The sequence below is a fragment of the [Acidovorax] ebreus TPSY genome (assembly GCF_000022305.1).
Classification (GTDB): domain Bacteria; phylum Pseudomonadota; class Gammaproteobacteria; order Burkholderiales; family Burkholderiaceae_C; genus Diaphorobacter; species Diaphorobacter nitroreducens.
The window spans coordinates 3,518,310-3,535,020 of record NC_011992.1; the positions used below are offsets into that span (position 1 = coordinate 3,518,310).

General features: G+C 67.2%; 15 protein-coding genes. 6 read left to right on the forward strand and 9 right to left on the reverse strand.

Annotation, left to right across the window (positions count from 1 at the left end):
- Positions 1 to 63: 63 nt before the first annotated feature.
- The 6 genes from DTPSY_RS16530 (at position 64) to corA (ending at position 5,753) form a co-directional block, all read left to right on the forward strand.
- On the forward strand, positions 64 to 558 hold the full coding sequence (locus tag DTPSY_RS16530; protein ID WP_015914526.1) for a 4Fe-4S dicluster domain-containing protein: 495 nt from the start codon (positions 64 to 66) through the stop codon (positions 556 to 558).
- A 40-nt stretch (positions 559 to 598) separates the two neighbouring features.
- Entirely contained in the window at positions 599 to 2,446 is a 1,848-nt protein-coding gene (locus DTPSY_RS16535) for an aldehyde ferredoxin oxidoreductase family protein (RefSeq protein ID WP_015914527.1), read from the forward strand.
- Positions 2,447 to 2,569: 123 nt separating this feature from the next.
- Positions 2,570 to 3,862, forward strand: a complete 1,293-nt coding sequence (locus DTPSY_RS16540) for an NAD(P)/FAD-dependent oxidoreductase (protein WP_015914528.1) — start codon at positions 2,570 to 2,572, stop codon at positions 3,860 to 3,862.
- Between the two features lie 89 nt (positions 3,863 to 3,951).
- Positions 3,952 to 4,206: a sulfur carrier protein ThiS gene (thiS, locus tag DTPSY_RS16545; RefSeq protein ID WP_015914529.1), complete on the forward strand. Its 255-nt coding sequence runs from the start codon at positions 3,952 to 3,954 to the stop codon at positions 4,204 to 4,206.
- 29 nt (positions 4,207 to 4,235) lie between these two features.
- Positions 4,236 to 4,535 (forward strand): hypothetical protein, encoded by a 300-nt coding sequence (locus tag DTPSY_RS16550; RefSeq protein WP_015914530.1) that lies wholly within the window; start codon positions 4,236 to 4,238, stop codon positions 4,533 to 4,535.
- A gap of 231 nt (positions 4,536 to 4,766) precedes the next feature.
- Positions 4,767 to 5,753 carry a magnesium/cobalt transporter CorA gene (gene corA, locus DTPSY_RS16555; RefSeq protein ID WP_015914531.1) on the forward strand — a complete coding sequence of 329 codons (987 nt, stop codon included), beginning with the start codon at positions 4,767 to 4,769 and terminating at the stop codon, positions 5,751 to 5,753.
- A 213-nt stretch (positions 5,754 to 5,966) separates the two neighbouring features.
- On the opposite strand, the gene DTPSY_RS16560 is transcribed toward corA, so the two are convergent.
- The 9 genes from DTPSY_RS16560 to DTPSY_RS16600 all read right to left on the reverse strand — a co-directional run bounded on the left by DTPSY_RS16560 (position 5,967) and on the right by DTPSY_RS16600 (position 16,650).
- Positions 5,967 to 6,722: a 5'-methylthioadenosine/adenosylhomocysteine nucleosidase gene (locus DTPSY_RS16560; RefSeq protein WP_015914532.1), complete on the reverse strand. Its 756-nt coding sequence runs from the start codon at positions 6,720 to 6,722 to the stop codon at positions 5,967 to 5,969.
- Between the two features lie 104 nt (positions 6,723 to 6,826).
- Positions 6,827 to 8,506 carry a long-chain-fatty-acid--CoA ligase gene (locus tag DTPSY_RS16565; protein ID WP_015914533.1) on the reverse strand — a complete coding sequence of 560 codons (1,680 nt, stop codon included), beginning with the start codon at positions 8,504 to 8,506 and terminating at the stop codon, positions 6,827 to 6,829.
- Between the two features lie 129 nt (positions 8,507 to 8,635).
- The gene (locus DTPSY_RS16570) at positions 8,636 to 10,060 is read right to left on the reverse strand and encodes an NAD(P)(+) transhydrogenase (Re/Si-specific) subunit beta (protein WP_015914534.1); all 1,425 of its coding nucleotides are present in this window, start codon (positions 10,058 to 10,060) and stop codon (positions 8,636 to 8,638) included.
- A gap of 11 nt (positions 10,061 to 10,071) precedes the next feature.
- Complete coding sequence (locus DTPSY_RS16575; RefSeq protein ID WP_015914535.1) at positions 10,072 to 10,401, reverse strand: NAD(P) transhydrogenase subunit alpha part 2; 330 nt, start codon at positions 10,399 to 10,401, stop codon at positions 10,072 to 10,074.
- Positions 10,402 to 10,449: 48 nt separating this feature from the next.
- Complete coding sequence (locus tag DTPSY_RS16580) at positions 10,450 to 11,169, reverse strand: hypothetical protein (protein WP_238526549.1); 720 nt, start codon at positions 11,167 to 11,169, stop codon at positions 10,450 to 10,452.
- Positions 11,170 to 11,193: 24 nt separating this feature from the next.
- Complete coding sequence (locus DTPSY_RS16585) at positions 11,194 to 12,309, reverse strand: Re/Si-specific NAD(P)(+) transhydrogenase subunit alpha (RefSeq protein ID WP_015914536.1); 1,116 nt, start codon at positions 12,307 to 12,309, stop codon at positions 11,194 to 11,196.
- Between the two features lie 211 nt (positions 12,310 to 12,520).
- Entirely contained in the window at positions 12,521 to 13,585 is a 1,065-nt protein-coding gene (gene fba / locus DTPSY_RS16590; RefSeq protein WP_015914537.1) for a class II fructose-bisphosphate aldolase, read from the reverse strand.
- 153 nt (positions 13,586 to 13,738) lie between these two features.
- Positions 13,739 to 15,175 carry a pyruvate kinase gene (gene pyk, locus DTPSY_RS16595; protein WP_015914538.1) on the reverse strand — a complete coding sequence of 479 codons (1,437 nt, stop codon included), beginning with the start codon at positions 15,173 to 15,175 and terminating at the stop codon, positions 13,739 to 13,741.
- Between the two features lie 83 nt (positions 15,176 to 15,258).
- Entirely contained in the window at positions 15,259 to 16,650 is a 1,392-nt protein-coding gene (locus DTPSY_RS16600) for an aminopeptidase P N-terminal domain-containing protein (protein WP_015914539.1), read from the reverse strand.
- Positions 16,651 to 16,711 lie beyond the last annotated feature (61 nt).

The following is a 16,711-nucleotide window of genomic DNA, read 5'->3' on the forward strand; positions in this document are numbered from 1 at the left end:
ATGCAAATCTTTTCATAGGCAAGGCGTCCCCTGCCCTGGGCGCCGGTACCCAAGGAGACATTCATGCAAAAGGTGTTGCACATCAACGCCGACAAGTGCACCGGCTGCCTGCAGTGCGAGATGGCCTGCTCTTTCGAGAATTACGGCGTCTACGCCACCGCCAAGTCGCGCATCAAGGTGTTCGACTTCCATACCACGGGCAAGAAGGTGCCCTACACCTGCACCCAGTGCGACGAGGCCTGGTGCCTGCACGCCTGCCCGGTGGAGGCGATCACGGTGGACAAGCTGAGCGGCGCCAAGATCGTGTCCGAGTCCACCTGCGTGGGCTGCAAGGTCTGCACCATCGCCTGCCCCTTCGGCACCGTGAACTACGTGGCCGACACCGGCAAGGTGCAAAAGTGCGACCTGTGCCACGACCGCGCCGAGGGCCCGGCCTGCGTGGAGGCCTGCCCGACCACGGCCATCACCTACATCGACGCCAACTGGACCGGCCTGGAGCGCATGAAGCAATGGGCCGACAAGCTGGGCAATCAAGCCAATCAGCCCGCTGGCGCCTGACCACCAAGCGCCAACAGCTATTAATCAAGGAGCACACATCATGTCCTGGGCTGGCAAGATTCTGCGCGTCAACCTGAGCGCGGGCACCGTTACCCCCGAGCCGCTGAACATGGACTGGGCACGCCAGTACCTGGGTTCGCGCGGCCTGGGCACCAAGTACCTGGTCAGCGAGATCGACCCCCAGGTCGACCCGCTGTCGCCGGACAACAAGATCATCTGGGCCACGGGTCCGCTCACGGGCACCATGGCCTCCACGGGCGGGCGCTATACCGTCATCACCAAGGGGCCGCTCACCGGTGCTATCGCCTGCTCCAACTCGGGTGGCTACTGGGGTGCGGAGCTGAAGATGGCCGGCTGGGACATGGTCATCTTCGAGGGCAAGTCCCCCAAGCCCGTGTACCTGTACATCAACGACGACGTGGCCGAGCTGCGCGACGCCGCCGACATCTGGGGCAAGAGCGTGTGGGAGACCGAGGAGCACCTCAAGACCACGCTGCAGGACCCGCTCACGCGCATCTCCGGCATCGGCCGCGCGGGCGAGAACCAGGTGCTGTTCGCCGCCGTGGTCAATGACCTGCACCGCGCCGCGGGCCGCTCGGGCGTGGGCGCGGTCATGGGCAGCAAGAACCTCAAGGCCATCGCCGTGCGCGGCACCAAGGGCGTGGGCAACATCCGCGACCCCAAGGCCTTCATGGCCGAGACCTTCGCGCGCAAGAAGATCCTGCACGACAACGCCGTCACCGGCCAGGGCCTGCCCACCTACGGCACGCAGGTGCTGATGAACGTGATCAACGAGGTGGGCGCGCTGCCCACGCGCAACCACCGCGACGTGCAGTTCGAGGGCGCCAAGGACATCTCCGCCGAGGCCATGGCCACGCCGCGCGCCAGCGACGGCAAGAAGCACCTGGTGACCAACCAGGCGTGCTTTGGCTGCACCATCGCCTGCGGGCGCATCAGCAAGATCGACGAGACGCACTTCACCGTGGTCAACAAGCCGCAGTACTGGGGCGCCAGCGGCGGCCTGGAATACGAGGCCGCCTGGGCCCTGGGCGCGGCCAACGGCGTGAACGACCTGGAATGCCTGCAGTACGTGAACCTGCTGTGCAACGAGCAGGGTATCGACCCCATCAGCTTCGGCGCCACCGTGGGCGCGGTGATGGAGCTGTACGAAATGGGCGTGCTCACCCGCGAGCAGATCGGCATCGAGGCGCCCTTCGGCTCGGCCAAGGCGCTGGCCTTCCTGGCCGAAGAAACCATCCACGGCCGCGGCTTTGGCAAGGAGGTGGGCCAGGGCTCCAAGCGCCTGTGCACCAAGTACGGCCATCCTGATTTGTCCATGTCCTCCAAGGGCCAGGAGTTCCCCGCCTACGACGGCCGCGCCATCCAGGGCATCGGCCTGGCCTACGCCACCAGCAACCGCGGCGGCTGCCACCTGCGCGGCTACACCATCGCGTCCGAGATCCTGGGCATCCCCGTCAAGACCGAGCCCACGGCCACCGAGGGCAAGCCCGAGCTGGTCAAGGCCTTCCAGGATGCGACGGCGGCGTTTGACTCGGCCGGCGTGTGCATCTTCACCACCTTCGCCTGGAGCCTGCCCGACCTCGCCCCCCAACTGCAGGCGGCGTGCGACGAAGGCTTCACGGTGCCGGAGCTGGAGAAGATCGGCGAGCGCATCTGGAACATGGAGCGCGAGTTCAACAACGCCGCCGGCTTCACCAAGGCGGACGACAGCCTGCCCCGGCGCCTGCTGACCGAGGCGGCCAAGACCGGCGGCTCCAAGGGCACGGTGAGCCACCTGCCCGAAATGCTGCCCAAGTACTACGCCGTGCGCGGCTGGGACCCCGAAGGCCGGCCCACACCCGAGACGCGCGCGCGCCTGGGACTGTGAGGCCATCTGCCGCGGGCCACGGCAGGGGCCCGCCCGCGGCGCAAGGATAAAAGGCAAATCGGCATGCAGCGCTTACCTATCCTGCGTTAGCAGCTATCAATACTGCAGCAACCGAGCATCCCTATGCACCACCTGATCCTCGGGGCCGGCCCGGCCGGCGTCATCGCCGCGGAAACCCTGCGCAAGCATGCGCCGGGCGACCGCATCACCCTCGTGGGCGACGAGGCCGAGCCGCCCTACTCGCGCATGGCCATCCCCTACCTGTTGGTGGGCGACATCGACGAGCGCGGCACCTACCTGCGCAAGCGCGCCGACCACTTCGCACAGCAGCGCATCGACCGCCTGAGCGCGCGCGCCGCGGGCGTGGATGTGCAGGCCCGCACCGTCACGCTGGAGGGTGGCGTCACGCTGACTTTCGACCGGCTGCTCATCGCCACCGGCTCCCACCCCGTGCGCCCGCCCATCCCCGGGCTGGACCTGCCGGGCGTGCAGACCTGCTGGACGCTGGCCGACGCGCGCGCCATCGCCGCGCGCGCCCGGCCCGGCGCGCGCGTGCTGCAAATGGGCGCGGGCTTCATCGGCTGCATCATCATGGAGGCGCTGCAAAAGCGCGGCGTGCAGCTCAGCGTGGTCGAGATGGGCGACCGCATGGTCCCGCGCATGATGGGCGCGGTGGCCGGCGGCATGATCCGCGACTGGTGCGAGCGCCAGGGCGTGCAGGTGTTCACGGGCCACAAGGTCGAGCGCATCGACCGCGCACAAGGTGAAGGCAGCGGCGACGCGCTGCGCGTGCACCTGTCGGGCGGCAGGGTGCTGGATGCCGACCTCGTCATCAGCGCCACGGGCGTGCGCCCGGCCATCGGCTTTCTGGCAGGCAGTGGCGTCACCTGCCTGCAGGGCGTGTTGACCGACGAGCGCATGCAGACCAACGTGCCCGGCATCTATGCCGCGGGCGACTGCGCCGAGGCGTTCGACCCCTTCACGCGCAAGACCGTGGTCAGCGCCATCCAGCCCAACGCGGCCGAGCAGGCACGCGTGGCGGCGCTCAACATGCTGGGGCTTCCCGCGGCGCTGGCGGTGGTCACGCAGATCAACGTGCTGGACACGCTGGGGCTCATCTCCACCAGCTTCGGCAACTGGCAGGGCGTGCCCGGCGGCGAACAGGTGGCGCTGACCGACGCGGCGGCCGGCAAACACCTGAGCCTGCAGTTCGAGGGCGACCGGCTCATCGGCTGCAACTCCGTGGGCATGACGCAGCACGTAGGCGCCATGCGCGGCCTGGTGGAAGGCCAGGTGCGCCTGGGCCCCTGGAAGGAACACCTGCGCCGCGACCCCACGCGGTTGATGGAGGCCTACCTGGCCTGCGCCCAGGCGCAGGGGAACTGGAGCGGCGCACAGGACGCGCGCCGGCGCTGAGGCCAGGGAATTTGCTATGCTAAAAGTAGCTGCCAGCGCTTACCCCACAAGTACAAACGGCTGATTTGGCATGAGAACCGGATAGGCACATGCGCATCACTTTCAAGCTCTTTGCCTCGCTCACCGACTACCTGCCGCCCGAGGTGCGCCCAGGCAACCAGATGGCGCTGGAAGTCGCCCCCACGCAGAGCATCAGCCAGATCATCGCGCCTTTCCGCCTGCCGCCGGACATGGTGCACCTGGTGCTGGTCAACGGCCGCTACATCGCCCCCGCGGCGCGCGCCACCACCACGCTGCGCGAGGGCGACGCGCTCGCCATCTGGCCGCCGATCGCCGGCGGCTGAATCGCAGCCTCCTACCCTCCCCGCACCTTTTGAGCGATTGGCCTGACCACTTCACGCGCGACATGAGCTGCGCGCCCGCCGAATGGCAGCGGCTGCTGCAGCGGGCGCTGGCGGGGCACGACTGGGTCGCACAGGGCGACGCCCAGGTACGCATCGCGCTCGCGGGGGGCGCGCTCACGCTGCACTGGGCGCCGGGGCCTGCGCGCCAGATCGCGCTGCTGCGCCTGCCCACGCTGCACCTGCACTTCGCGTTCGACGGCGTCCCGCCCGCCGAGCGCCAGGCTTTCATGCGGCACCTGGACCTGCACACGCACCGCGGCGGGGGGTGATGCGGTGCGGCGCCTTTCCGCCGAAAAGGCGCCAAGAACGTGTCATGCGGCGGTGCTTCCATTGGGGAGCGGATGCGATAATTCCCGTCTTGCACAACGTATGGAGACAGCTCCGTGGAAACCTACCCTAGTTGGTAGCTTTCAGCCTCCCGGCCCATTGACATGCCGAAGGGACTGAAAGCGCCCCCCGCCCCTTTTGCAGACGCCACAAGACAACCGGGAGAGTGAGCCATGCTCAACATCTTTACGCTCGCCAACGGCCGGCTCGTCCAGGAAGAAATCGAGTCCCTGGAAGAGCTGGCGCGCTTTCAGCCGATCTGGGTGGACCTGGAGTCCCCCACGCTGGAAGAAAAGCGCTGGATCAAGCAGCACTACGGCCTGTCCATCCCCGAAGATGCGATGGACGAGGACATCGAAGAGTCCGCGCGCTTTTACGAGGAAGACAACGGCGAGCTGCACATCCGCAGCGACTTTCTGGTGGATGTGGACGACGAGCCCGCCTCGGCCCGCGTGGCCTTCATCCTGAACCTGGTCAACGACACCCTCAAGAGCAAGGGCGTGCTGTTTTCCATCCACGACGAGGACATCCCCGTCTTTCGCCTGCTGCGCATGCGCGCGCGCCGCGCCCCCGGCCTGATCGACGATGCCAAGGACGTGCTGCTGAGCCTCTTCGACACGGATGCCGAGTATTCCGCCGACACGCTGGAGGGCATCTACGACGACCTGGAAGAGGTGAGCACCCAGGTGCTGGCCGGCAACGTGACCGACGCACGCGCCGGCGAGGTGCTGGCGGCCATTGCGCGGCAGGAGGACTTGAACGGCCGCATCCGCCGCAACGTGATGGACACGCGCCGCGCGGTGAGCTTCATGATGCGCAGCCGCATGCTCAGCTCCGAGCAGTTCGAGGACGCGCGCCAGATCCTGCGCGACATCGAGTCGCTGGACAGCCACACGGCCTTCCTGTTCGACAAGATCAACTTCCTGATGGACGCCACGGTCGGTTTCATCAACATCAACCAGAACAAGATCATCAAGATCTTCTCCGTGGCCAGCGTGGCGCTGCTGCCGCCGACGCTGATCGCCAGCGTCTACGGCATGAACTTCAAGTTCATGCCCGAGCTGGACTGGCAGTACGGCTACCCCTACGTGCTGGCGCTGATGGTGGCCAGCGCGCTGGGGCCGATGCTGTACTTCCGCAAGCGGGGCTGGTTGAAGTAGGGAGCATCCCCCTGAGCGGCTGCGCCGCTTCCCCCTTCTCTCGCACCGCTGCGCGCTGCGGGAAGGGGGACGACGCCTGTGGCCTGGCGAAGCCCGTTCCACGGCGTCCGCTGGGGCGGCCTGCTCCGCGGCCATCGGACTGTCGAGGCGTGTGCCAGTTTTGAAGAAATTGGCCTCTAGCGCTTATATAGCAAGCGCTGATAGCTCCTGTTTTCAGAGCATCCGCACGAAGCGCTGCACGATGTGGTCCGCATAGCGGCTCGCCACGTTCTGCACGAAGTGGGCGAAGTCGACATGCGCACTGTCGTCCGCGCGGTCGGAGATGGTGCGCACCGCCGCAAACGGCAGGCCGTAGTCGCGGCAGACCTGGGCCACGGCGGCGCCTTCCATCTCCACGGCCAGCACGTCGTGGTCCGACGCCAGCAGCGCCGCGCGCAGCGCGCTGGATTCCTGCGCCGTGGAGACGAAGCGGTCGCCGCTGGCCATCAGGCCGTGGTGCACCTGCGGGGCGCGCGCAGCGTTGGGAAGATCAGCAACAAAATGGGCTCCAGCGTCCGCCAGGTAAGCGCGAGCAGCTTCCAAAAGCAGAGCATTCAGCGCCGCATCGCAGTCCATGCGCGCACGGCCGTAGCCCGGCACTTCCCAGCGCGGGAAGATGGGCGAGGCATCAAAGTCATGCTGCAGGTAGTCCTGCGCGACCACCACATCGCCCACTTGCACGCCCTCACCCACGCCGCCGGCCACGCCGGTGAACACCATGCGCGCCACGCCAAAGCGCTCGGCCAGCGCTGCGGCCGTGGTGGCCGCCGCCACCTTGCCAATGCCCGACAGTGCCAGCACCACAGGCTGCCCATGCAGGTGGCCGCGCCAGAAGATGCGGCCCGCATGCTGCAGTTGCTCAGGTTGCTGCAGGGCATGCATGAGGCCGCCCTGCTCTTCGGGCAGGGCGCTGAGGATGGCAGTGGTCATGAGGGTGAGGGCCGGACGTAAAAAAAGCCGGGATTATCCCGGCTGGGGCGATGTGCGAACGTGTTCACGATCTAAGAGCCCGCGGGGGCCCTCGGGTTCTCGGCTTATTTCTTGTCGCGCAGTTCGCGGCGCAGGATCTTGCCCACGGGGGTCTTGGGCAGTTCGGTGCGGAATTCGATCACCTTGGGCTGCTTGTAGCCCGTGAGGTTGGCGCGGCAGAAGTCCTTGACCTGCGCCTCGGTGAGCGCCGGGTCCTTCTTGACGATGACCAGCTTCACGGCCTCGCCCGTCTTCTCGTCGGGCACGCCCACCACCGCGCATTCCAGCACGCCGGGCATCAGCGCCACCACGTCCTCCACCTCGTTGGGGTAGACGTTGAAGCCGCTGACCAACACCATGTCCTTCTTGCGGTCCACCACCTTGAAGTAGCCGCGCGCGTCCATCACGCCGATGTCGCCGGTCTTGAAGTAGCCGTCCTCGGTCATGACCTTGGCGGTCTCGTCGGGGCGCTGCCAGTAGCCGGCCATGACCTGCGGGCCCTTGATGGCGATCTCGCCCGCCTGGCCGGTGGCGGAGATGTCGTGCCCCTCGTCGTCCAGGATGCGCATGGAGGTGCTGGGCAACGGCACGCCGATGGTGCCCGAGAACTCCGTGGCGGTGACCGGGTTGCAACTGGCCGACGGGCTGGTCTCCGACAGGCCGTAGCCTTCGCAGATCGGGCAGCCGGTCTTGTCCAGCCAGAGCTTGGCCACGGCCGCCTGCACAGCCATGCCGCCGCCCACGGAAACCTTGAGGTTCTTCCAGTTGACCGTGTTGAAGTCGGGATGGTTGGCCAGGCCGTTGAACAGCGTGTTCACCGCCGGGAAGCTGTGGAACGTGTGCTTGGACAGCTCCTTGAGCACGGCCGGCAGATCGCGTGGATTAGGAATGAGGATGGTTTTGCCGCCCGTGCGCATGGACAGCATCATGTTCACCGTGAACGCGAAGATGTGGTACAGCGGCAGCGCGCACACGGCCGTGGGCTGCTCGCTTTCGGGGATCTTGCTCGTCGCGGGCTTGTTCCAGGCCTCGGACTGCAGCACGTTGGCGATCACGTTGCGGTGCAGCAGCACGGCGCCCTTGCTCACGCCCGTGGTGCCGCCGGTGTACTGCAGCAGTGCGATGTCGTCGCTCTTCAAAGACGGCTTGTTCAACTGCAGGCCCGCGCCCTTGGCCAGCGCGTCGTTGAAGCGCACTGCGCCGGGAAGCTGGTAGGCCGGCACCAGCTTCTTGACGTTGCGCACCACGTAGTTGACCAGCAGGCCCTTGAGCAGGCCCAGCCGGTCGCCCATGGCGCACAGCACCACGTGCTGCACGGGGGTGTTGGCGATGCAGGCCTGCAGCGTGGCGGCGAAGTTCTCGATGATGACGATGGCCTTGGCACCCGAGTCCTTGAGCTGGTGCTCCAGTTCGCGCGGGGTGTACAGCGGGTTCACGTTGACCACCACGAAGCCCGCGCGCAGCACGGCCGCCACGGCGATCGGGTACTGCGGCACGTTGGGCATCATGAGCGCCACGCGGTCGCCGCGCACCAGGCCCAGGCTCTGCAGGTAGGCCGCGAACTGGCGACTCAGCGCGTCCGTCTCGCGGTAGCTGGTCTCCTTGCCCATGAAGCTGTAGGCCGTGCGGTCCGCATAGTCGCGGAAGGCCTGCTCCATCAGCTCCACCAGCGACGTGTACTGCGTCGGGTCGATGTCGGCAGGAACGCCCTGCGGGTAGGCGCCAAGCCATGGGCGATCGGTCATAGATGTCTCTCCTGGAATCTTCTAGTTACGAATGACGGCAAAGTGCGGCGCATTGTGGATGGCCTGCAGCCTTCGCGCGTCTGGAATTACCCTAGCGTGCCGGCCCCGCCGGCATGCGCGGATGCGGCACTACTCCACGGCCTTGCCAATGTCTTCGACCACCTTCTTGGCGTCGCCGAAGACCATCATGGTCTTGTCCATGTAGAACAGTTCGTTGTCCAGGCCGGCGTAGCCCGCGGCCATGGAGCGCTTGTTGACGATCACGGTCTTGGCCTTGTAAGCCTCCAGGATCGGCATGCCGTAGATGGGGCTGCCCTTGTGCAGCGCGGCGGGGTTCACCACATCGTTGGCGCCCAGCACGATGGCCACGTCGGCCTGGCCGAACTCGCCGTTGATGTCCTCCATCTCGAACACCTGGTCGTAGGGCACCTCGGCCTCGGCCAGCAGCACGTTCATATGGCCGGGCATGCGGCCCGCCACCGGATGGATGGCGTACTTGACGGTGATGCCCTTGTCGGTGAGCTTTTGCGCCAGCTCCTTCACCGCATGCTGCGCGCGCGCCACGGCCAGGCCGTAGCCGGGGACGATGACCACGGTCTCCGCCTGGCTCAGGATGAAGGCCGCATCGTCGGCGCTGCCGCTCTTGGCCGTGCGCTGCACGCCGCCGCCCGCAGCCGCAGCTGCCGCGTCGCCGCCGAAGCCGCCCAGGATCACGTTGAAGAACGAGCGGTTCATGGCCTTGCACATGATGTAGCTCAGGATCGCGCCCGAGCTGCCTACCAGCGAGCCCGCGATGATGAGCATGCTGTTGTTCAGCGAGAAGCCGATGCCCGCCGCTGCCCAGCCCGAGTAGCTGTTGAGCATGGACACCACCACGGGCATGTCGGCGCCGCCGATGGGAATGATGATGAGCACGCCCATCACGAAGGCGAGCGCCAGCATGGCGAAGAAGGCATCCCAGCGCTCGGTGAGCATGAACACCAGCCCCAGGCCGACGGTGGCCAGGCCCAGCACCAGGTTCAGCAGGTGCTGTCCCTTGAAGACCACCGGCGCGCCCTGGAACAGGCGGAACTTGTACTTGCCCGAGAGCTTGCCGAAGGCGATCACCGAGCCACTGAAGGTGATGGCGCCGATGGCCGCGCCCAGGAACAGCTCCAGCCGGTTGCCCAGCGGGATCGGCTGGCCATGCGCCACGATCTGGAAGGCCCAGGGCTCGGCCACGGCCGCCACGGCGATGAACACCGCCGCCAGGCCGATCATGCTGTGCATGAAAGCCACCAGCTCGGGCATCTTGGTCATCTCCACGCGCTGGGCCATCACCGCGCCCGCGCCACCGCCCACCACCAGGCCGGCCAGCACGTAGGTCATGCCCACGCCCTTGTCACTGGCCAGCTCCACGATGAGCGCCGCCGTGGTCAGCACGGCGATCGCCATGCCCGCCATGCCGAACAGGTTGCCGCGGATCGACGTGGTGGGGTGCGACAGGCCTTTGAGCGCCTGGATGAAACAGACGCTGGCGACCAGGTACAGCAGCGTGACAAGGTTCATGCTCATGCCAACGCTCCTTATTTCGTAGCTGCTTTCGCTTGTTCGGCGGGCGCCTTGCGCTCTTTCTTCTTGAACATCTCCAGCATGCGCCGGGTGACCAGGAAGCCGCCGAACACGTTCACCGCCGCCAGCGCCACGGCCAGCACGCCCATGGTCTTGCCCAGTGGCGTTTCGGTGAGCGCAGCGGCCAGCATGGCCCCGACGATGACAATGGCCGAGATGGCATTGGTCACCGCCATCAAGGGCGTGTGCAACGCGGGCGTGACGTTCCAGACCACGTGGTAGCCCACGTAGATGGCCAGCACGAAGATGATCAGGTTGATCAGCGTGGGCGAAACCGACTCCATCTCGACGCTCCTTCGGAAAGGGGACCTCTACACGGCCCCAATTGACAGCTATTCGGGCAAGGCCTGGGGGAACGGGGGCACCACGAAACGGCCATCCAGCATGGTGATGCTCTGGCGGGCCGCTTGGGCGAGCTGCTCCATCCATTCCTGCGCGGGACGACCGGCACGCAGGAACTCCTCGTTGTTGCGCACGGTAGGCCGCAGCAACCGCCGATCGGCCAGCACATCCACGGACACATAGCCACCTTCGGGGGTGGAGTAGCGGTACGAGACGTGGGAATACGGGTTGGCTGGCACGGCCTGCTGCTGCGTCAGCCACTGGGCAAGCGCCGGACGCGCGCTGGCCAGGTAGCCGTCGGTGCCCGCGCTGCGCTTGTAGCGCAGGCAGTCGATGCGCACCGGACTGCCGCGCGCCGCGTCTTCCACCTGCACGCCCTTTTGCGGCAGGCAGGCCGCGGTCCACAGCGTGGTGTCGCGCGGGTGGTTGCTGGCATTGGTCTGCACCACCAGAACCGCCAGCGGTTCCTTGGCCCGGCCGCGCAGGGCCACTGCGCGGGTCTGCATGGGCAGATCGTGCGCGGTGTCATCGGGGCGGACGTCAAACTGTTCGGCGTCGCCGCCCAAAGGCTGCCAGGTGCCCGCAGGCAACTGCAGTTCGGCACGGCCCACCCGTACGAGGTCCGGCTGCGCTGGCGCGCATGCAACGAGCGACAGCAGGGCCGCGATGGCGGGGACAAAGGGGTTCCAACGAAGACGCAAGAAAGTCACTCCAAGGTTGCGGGCAGAACAGGGTCACGCACGCGTGACGGCCCCCTCATGCGCCACCAAGCAGGCCACCACGATGTCGTCATCGCGGTTGAGGTGCAGGGCGCCCTCGGGGTTGATGATGAGTTTGAGAAAGTCGAGCACGTTGCGCGCGTACAGCGCGGAGGCATCAGCCGCCACGAGCGCGGGCAGGTTGGTCTCGCCGACCAGGGTCACGCCGTGGTGCACGACGGTCTGACCCGGCTGGGTCAGCGGGCAGTTGCCCCCCTGCGCGGCCGCCAGGTCCACGATGACGGAGCCGGGCTTCATGGACTCCACCATCTCCTGCGTGACCAGCACCGGCGCGGCGCGGCCGGGGATCAGCGCCGTGGTGATGACCACGTCGGCCTGCGCGACACGCTTGGCAACCTCGGCCTTCTGGCGGTCCAGCCAGCTTTGCGGCATGGGGCGGGCGTAACCGCCCACGCCCTCGGCAGCTTCTTTCTCCTCGGCGGTTTCGTAGGGCACGTCGATGAACTTCGCGCCCAGCGACTCCACCTGCTCCTTGACGCTGGGGCGCACATCGCTGGCCTCGATCACCGCGCCCAGGCGCTTGGCCGTGGCAATCGCCTGGAGGCCCGCCACGCCCACGCCCAGGATGACCACGCGGGCCGCCTTCACGGTGCCCGCCGCAGTCATGAGCATGGGAAAGAAGCGCTGGTAGCGATCAGCGGCCATCACCACGGCCTTGTAGCCGGCGATGTTGGCCTGCGAGGAGAGTACGTCCATGCTCTGCGCGCGCGTGGTGCGCGGCGCGGCTTCCAGTGCATAGGCGGTGACGCCGGCAGCGGCCAGGCGGTGCAGACCAGTGGCGTCGAACGGATTCAGCATGCCGACCAAGGTACTGCCCGGGCGCAGCAGGCCGGCTTCGGACTCTTGCGGCGCGCGCACCTTGAGCACCAGGTCGCAGCCCCAGGCGCCGGCCGCGTCGGTGATCTCGGCTCCCACGGCGGCAAAGCCGGCATCGGTGACGCTGGCGCAACCGCCGGCGCCTGACTGCACCCGCACCGTGTGGCCTTGGGCCACGAGTTTCTTGACGGTTTCTGGCGTGGCGGCCACCCGCGTCTCGCCTGCCAGAGTTTCGGCGGGCACACCTATCAGCATGTCATCTCCTCCTGCACGCGAGCGCCCTACGGCGTTGGTCCACGCAGCATTGCGTATTTCTACTTACCGTGAGCTTACATGAAGAATTTCACACCTTCGACGCACGCGCGACATGGCACGGAGCGGGGCCAAAGAAAAAGCCCGGCGGCCATGGGGCGCCGGGCTTGGGAAAGCGTGGGCGGCAGACGGCTCCGCCGCGCGCTTTATTGCGTCAGTTCACGACCTGCTGCAGCGCGCCGCTGGCGTATTTGGCAGCCATTTCGCTGAGGGTATAGCCCTTCACCTTCGCGCCCTGACCCTCGCAGCCAAACTCCAGGTAGCGTTGCTTGCAGATGGCCTTGGCGGCTTCGCGCGCGGGCTTCATCCACTCGCGCATGTCGAATTTGTCCGGGTTCTCGGCTTGGAACTTGCGCACCGCCCCGGTCATGGCCAAGCGGATATCGGTGTCGATGTTGATCTTGCGCACGCCGTGCTTGATGGCTTCCTGGATCTCGGCCACGGGCACGCCGTAGGTTTCCTTCATCTTGCCGCCAAACTGGTTGATGAGGGCCAGCAGATCCTGCGGCACGCTGGACGAGCCATGCATCACCAGGTGGGTGTTGGGAATGCGCGCGTGGATTTCCTTGACGCGCTGGATCGACAGCACATCGCCCGTGGGCGGGCGAGAGAACTTGTAGGCCCCATGGCTGGTACCGATGGCGATCGCCAGGGCGTCCAGTTGCGTGGCCTTGACGAACTGCGCAGCCTCCTCGGGGTCCGTGAGCAGCTGGGCGTGGCTGAGCTTGCCAGCCGCGCCGACGCCGTCTTCCTCACCCGCCTCGCCGGTCTCCAGGCTGCCCAGGCAGCCCAGTTCGCCTTCGACGGTAGCGCCGATCTTGTGCGCCATGGCCACCACTTCCTGGGTGACGCGCACGTTGTAGTCGAAGTCTGCGGGGGTCTTGCCGTCTTCGCGCAGCGAGCCGTCCATCATCACCGAGCCGAAGCCCAGCTCCAGCGCGCCCTTGCAGATGGCGGGGCTGGTGCCATGGTCCTGGTGCATGACCAGGGGGATGTGCGGATACGCCTCGGCAGCGGCGGCGATCAGGTGCTTGATAAAGCTCTCGCCGGCGTACTTGCGGGCGCCGGCGCTGGCTTGCAGGATCACCGGCGCGCCCACCTCGTCGGCAGCGGCCATCACGGCCTGCACCTGCTCCAGGTTGTTGACGTTGAAGGCGGGAATGCCATAGCCGTGGTCGGCGGCATGGTCGAGCAGTTCGCGCATCGAGACGAGAGGCATGGGGTGGATCCGTTCGAGGGTTGATGGATGAGCGGCGGTAACCGCTTGGTAACCCGTAATTTTAGCCGCCCTACCGCTTCCTGGACCCATGCCCCCAATACCCCCCATCGCCCCGTCTGCGTTCACGGGGTGAAAGGATGCGCTACCGCGCTTTCATCGTGCGCGGCAGATCTTGAGCATGTTCGTGCCGCCGGGTGCGCCCATGGGCTCGCCGCAGGTGATCACGTACAGGTCGCCCTGTTGCACGATGTTGCGCATCTTCAGGTGGCTCTCGGCCTGGTCCAGCGCAGTGTCGCGGTCGGCGCTGGTGTCCATGAGCAACGGGCGCACGTTGCGGAACATCGCCATGCGCCGCTGCGTGGCCACCTTCGGCGTCAATGCATAGATGGGAATGTGGATGCGGTGGCGGCTCATCCACAGTGCCGTGGAGCCGCTGTCGGTCATCGCCACGATGGCCTTGGCACCCAGGTGGTGCGCCGTGAACAGCGCGCCCATGGCGATGGACTGGTCGATGCGGCCCAGGGTCTGGCCGATGAAGTCGGAGTCGCGCTCCAGGTCTTCGGCCGCTTCCGCGGCGGCGCAGATGGTGGCCATCTCCCGCACCGTGTCCAGCGGGTACTTGCCGGCAGCCGTCTCGGCGCTGAGCATCACGGCGTCGGTGCCGTCCAGCACGGCGTTGGCCACGTCGCTCACTTCGGCGCGGGTGGGCACGGGGTTGGCGATCATGCTCTCCATCATCTGGGTCGCGGTGATCACTACTTTGTCCATGTCGCGCGCCATGCGGATCATCTTTTTCTGCAGCGCGGGCACCGCGGCGTTGCCCACCTCCACGGCCAGGTCGCCGCGCGCCACCATGATGCCGTCGGACACGCGCAGGATCTCCTCCAGCAGCGGCACGGCCTCTGCACGCTCGATCTTCGCGATCAGGCCGGGCTTGTGGCGGAACTCGGCCGCGGCCACGTTGCACAGCTGGCGCGCCATCTCCATGTCGGTGGCGTTCTTGGGGAAGCTCACGGCCACATAGTCGGCCTGGAAGCTCATGGCGGTCTTGATGTCCTCCATGTCCTTGGCCGTGAGGGCGGGCGCCGTGAGGCCTCCCCCCTGCTTGTTGATGCCCTTGTTGTTGGACAGCTCGCCGCCGATCTTCACGGTGGTGTACACGGCCTCGCCGCGCACGGCATCCACCTGCAGCACGATGAGGCCGTCGTTCAGCAGCAGCACGTCGCCGGGCTTCACGTCGCGGGGAAGTTCCTTGTAGTCCAGGCCCACGCCCTGCAGGTCGCCGGGCTCGCTGCGCGACGCGTCCAGCACGAAAGGCAGGCCCGGCTCCAGCATCACCCGTCCTTCGGCAAACTTGCCCACGCGAATCTTCGGCCCCTGCAGGTCGGCCATGATGGCGACCTCGCGCCCGGCGCGCTGGGCGGCCTCGCGCACCATGGCGGCGCGCTCCACATGGTCCTGCGCCTTGCCGTGGCTGAAGTTCAGGCGCACCACGTTCACGCCCGCCGCGATCATCTGCTCCAGCAGTTGCGGGTCGCTGGAGGCGGGGCCCAGGGTGGCAACGATCTTGGTGGCGCGGCGGATCTGCATGGGGGTGTCTCTTTTCCGTGGATGTAATCGAGTTTCGATTTTTGCACAAAATCAGTTACATCGCGGTTCCTGAAAACACCCGCTCAGCCGCGTATCAGCGCCTCGATCTCGTCGCCCTCCACGGGCACCCCGCGGGTGATCAGTTCGCAGCCGGTCTCGGTGACGATGGCGTCGTCCTCGATGCGGATGCCGATGTGGTGGAAGTCCTCGGGCACGCCCGGCGCGGGGCGCACGTACAAGCCGGGCTCGATGGTCAGCACCATGCCCGGGCGCAGGATGCGGCTGGGGCGGTTCTGGATCAGCTCGCCCGACAGCGGGTCGCGCCGCTCGCTCACCTGGCCCACTTCTGAGGGCTCGACGTAGCTGCCGCAATCGTGCACATCCATGCCCAGCCAGTGGCCGGTGCGGTGCATGTAGAACTGGAAGTACGCACGGCTCGCGATCACGTCCTGCACGCTGCCGACCTTGTTGGCGTCCAGCAGGCCCAAGTCCAGCAAGCCCTGCGCCAGCACGGCCACCGTGGCGTCGTGCGGGTCGTTGAAGCGGTTGCCTGCACGCGTGGCGGCGATGGCCGCCTTTTGGCTCTCCAGCACCAGGTCGTACAGCGCGCGCTGCGGGCCGGTGAAACGGCCATCGGCCGGAAAGGTGCGCGTGATGTCCGAGGCGTAGCCGTCCAGCTCGCAGCCCGCGTCGATCAGCACCAGCTCGCCCGCACGCACCGGCGCGGCATCGGCGCGGTAGTGCAGCACGCAGGCGTTGGCCCCCGCGGCCACGATGGAACCATACGCCGGACACTGCGAGCCCTCTTCGCGGAACGCGTGCAGCAGCTCCGCATCCAGGTGGTATTCGCGCACGTCCTGGCCGGCGCGCAGCATGCGGGCGCTTCTTTGCATGGCGCGCACATGGGCGCGGGCGCTGATGGCGGCGGCGCGGCGCATCAGGTCCTGCTCATGCGCGTCCTTGATCAGGCGCATCTCGTCGAGCAGCGTGCACAGGTCGCCCTGCTGCGCAGGACACAGCGCACCGTACCGCACGCGTGCGCGCACCTGGTTCAGCCAGCCTTCCACACGCGCAGCCAGTCCTGGGTGGGTGGCGAAGGGGAACCAGACGCTGCCGCGGTTTTCCAGCAGGCGCGGCAGGCGCGCGTCGATATCGGCCACGGAGTGCGCGGCGTCCACGCCCAGGGTGGCCAGGGCCGCCTCGGGCCCCAGGCGGTAGCCATCCCAGATCTCGCGCTCCAGGTCCTTGGGCTGGCAAAACAGCGTGCTGTGGCCTTCCGCGGTCAGCACCAGCCACGCGCCCGGCTCGGCAAAGCCCGTGAGGTAGTAGAAGTAGCTGTCGTGGCGGTAGAGAAACTCGCTGTCGCGGTTGCGCTGCTGCAGCGGGGCGGTGGGCACGATGGCGATGCCGCCCGCGCCCAACTGGGCGGCAAGGCGGGCGCGACGCTGCGCGTAGAGGGAGCTGGGCGTGGTCATGCTGCCATTGTGGGCCCAACGGCCGGCGCGCGCGGCAGCGCCCAGGCGCCGTGGCAGACTC

Coding starts and splice junctions, on each gene's coding strand:
- DTPSY_RS16530 (WP_015914526.1), top strand. CDS start 64: ATGCAAAAGGTGTTGCACATCAACGCCGACAAGTGCACCGGCTGCCTG.
- DTPSY_RS16535 (WP_015914527.1), top strand. CDS start 599: ATGTCCTGGGCTGGCAAGATTCTGCGCGTCAACCTGAGCGCGGGCACC.
- DTPSY_RS16540 (WP_015914528.1), top strand. CDS start 2,570: ATGCACCACCTGATCCTCGGGGCCGGCCCGGCCGGCGTCATCGCCGCG.
- thiS (WP_015914529.1), top strand. CDS start 3,952: ATGCGCATCACTTTCAAGCTCTTTGCCTCGCTCACCGACTACCTGCCG.
- corA (WP_015914531.1), top strand. CDS start 4,767: ATGCTCAACATCTTTACGCTCGCCAACGGCCGGCTCGTCCAGGAAGAA.
- DTPSY_RS16560 (WP_015914532.1), bottom strand. CDS start 6,722: ATGACCACTGCCATCCTCAGCGCCCTGCCCGAAGAGCAGGGCGGCCTC.
- DTPSY_RS16565 (WP_015914533.1), bottom strand. CDS start 8,506: ATGACCGATCGCCCATGGCTTGGCGCCTACCCGCAGGGCGTTCCTGCC.
- DTPSY_RS16570 (WP_015914534.1), bottom strand. CDS start 10,060: ATGAGCATGAACCTTGTCACGCTGCTGTACCTGGTCGCCAGCGTCTGT.
- DTPSY_RS16575 (WP_015914535.1), bottom strand. CDS start 10,401: ATGGAGTCGGTTTCGCCCACGCTGATCAACCTGATCATCTTCGTGCTG.
- DTPSY_RS16585 (WP_015914536.1), bottom strand. CDS start 12,309: ATGCTGATAGGTGTGCCCGCCGAAACTCTGGCAGGCGAGACGCGGGTG.
- fba (WP_015914537.1), bottom strand. CDS start 13,585: ATGCCTCTCGTCTCGATGCGCGAACTGCTCGACCATGCCGCCGACCAC.
- pyk (WP_015914538.1), bottom strand. CDS start 15,175: ATGCAGATCCGCCGCGCCACCAAGATCGTTGCCACCCTGGGCCCCGCC.
- DTPSY_RS16600 (WP_015914539.1), bottom strand. CDS start 16,650: ATGACCACGCCCAGCTCCCTCTACGCGCAGCGTCGCGCCCGCCTTGCC.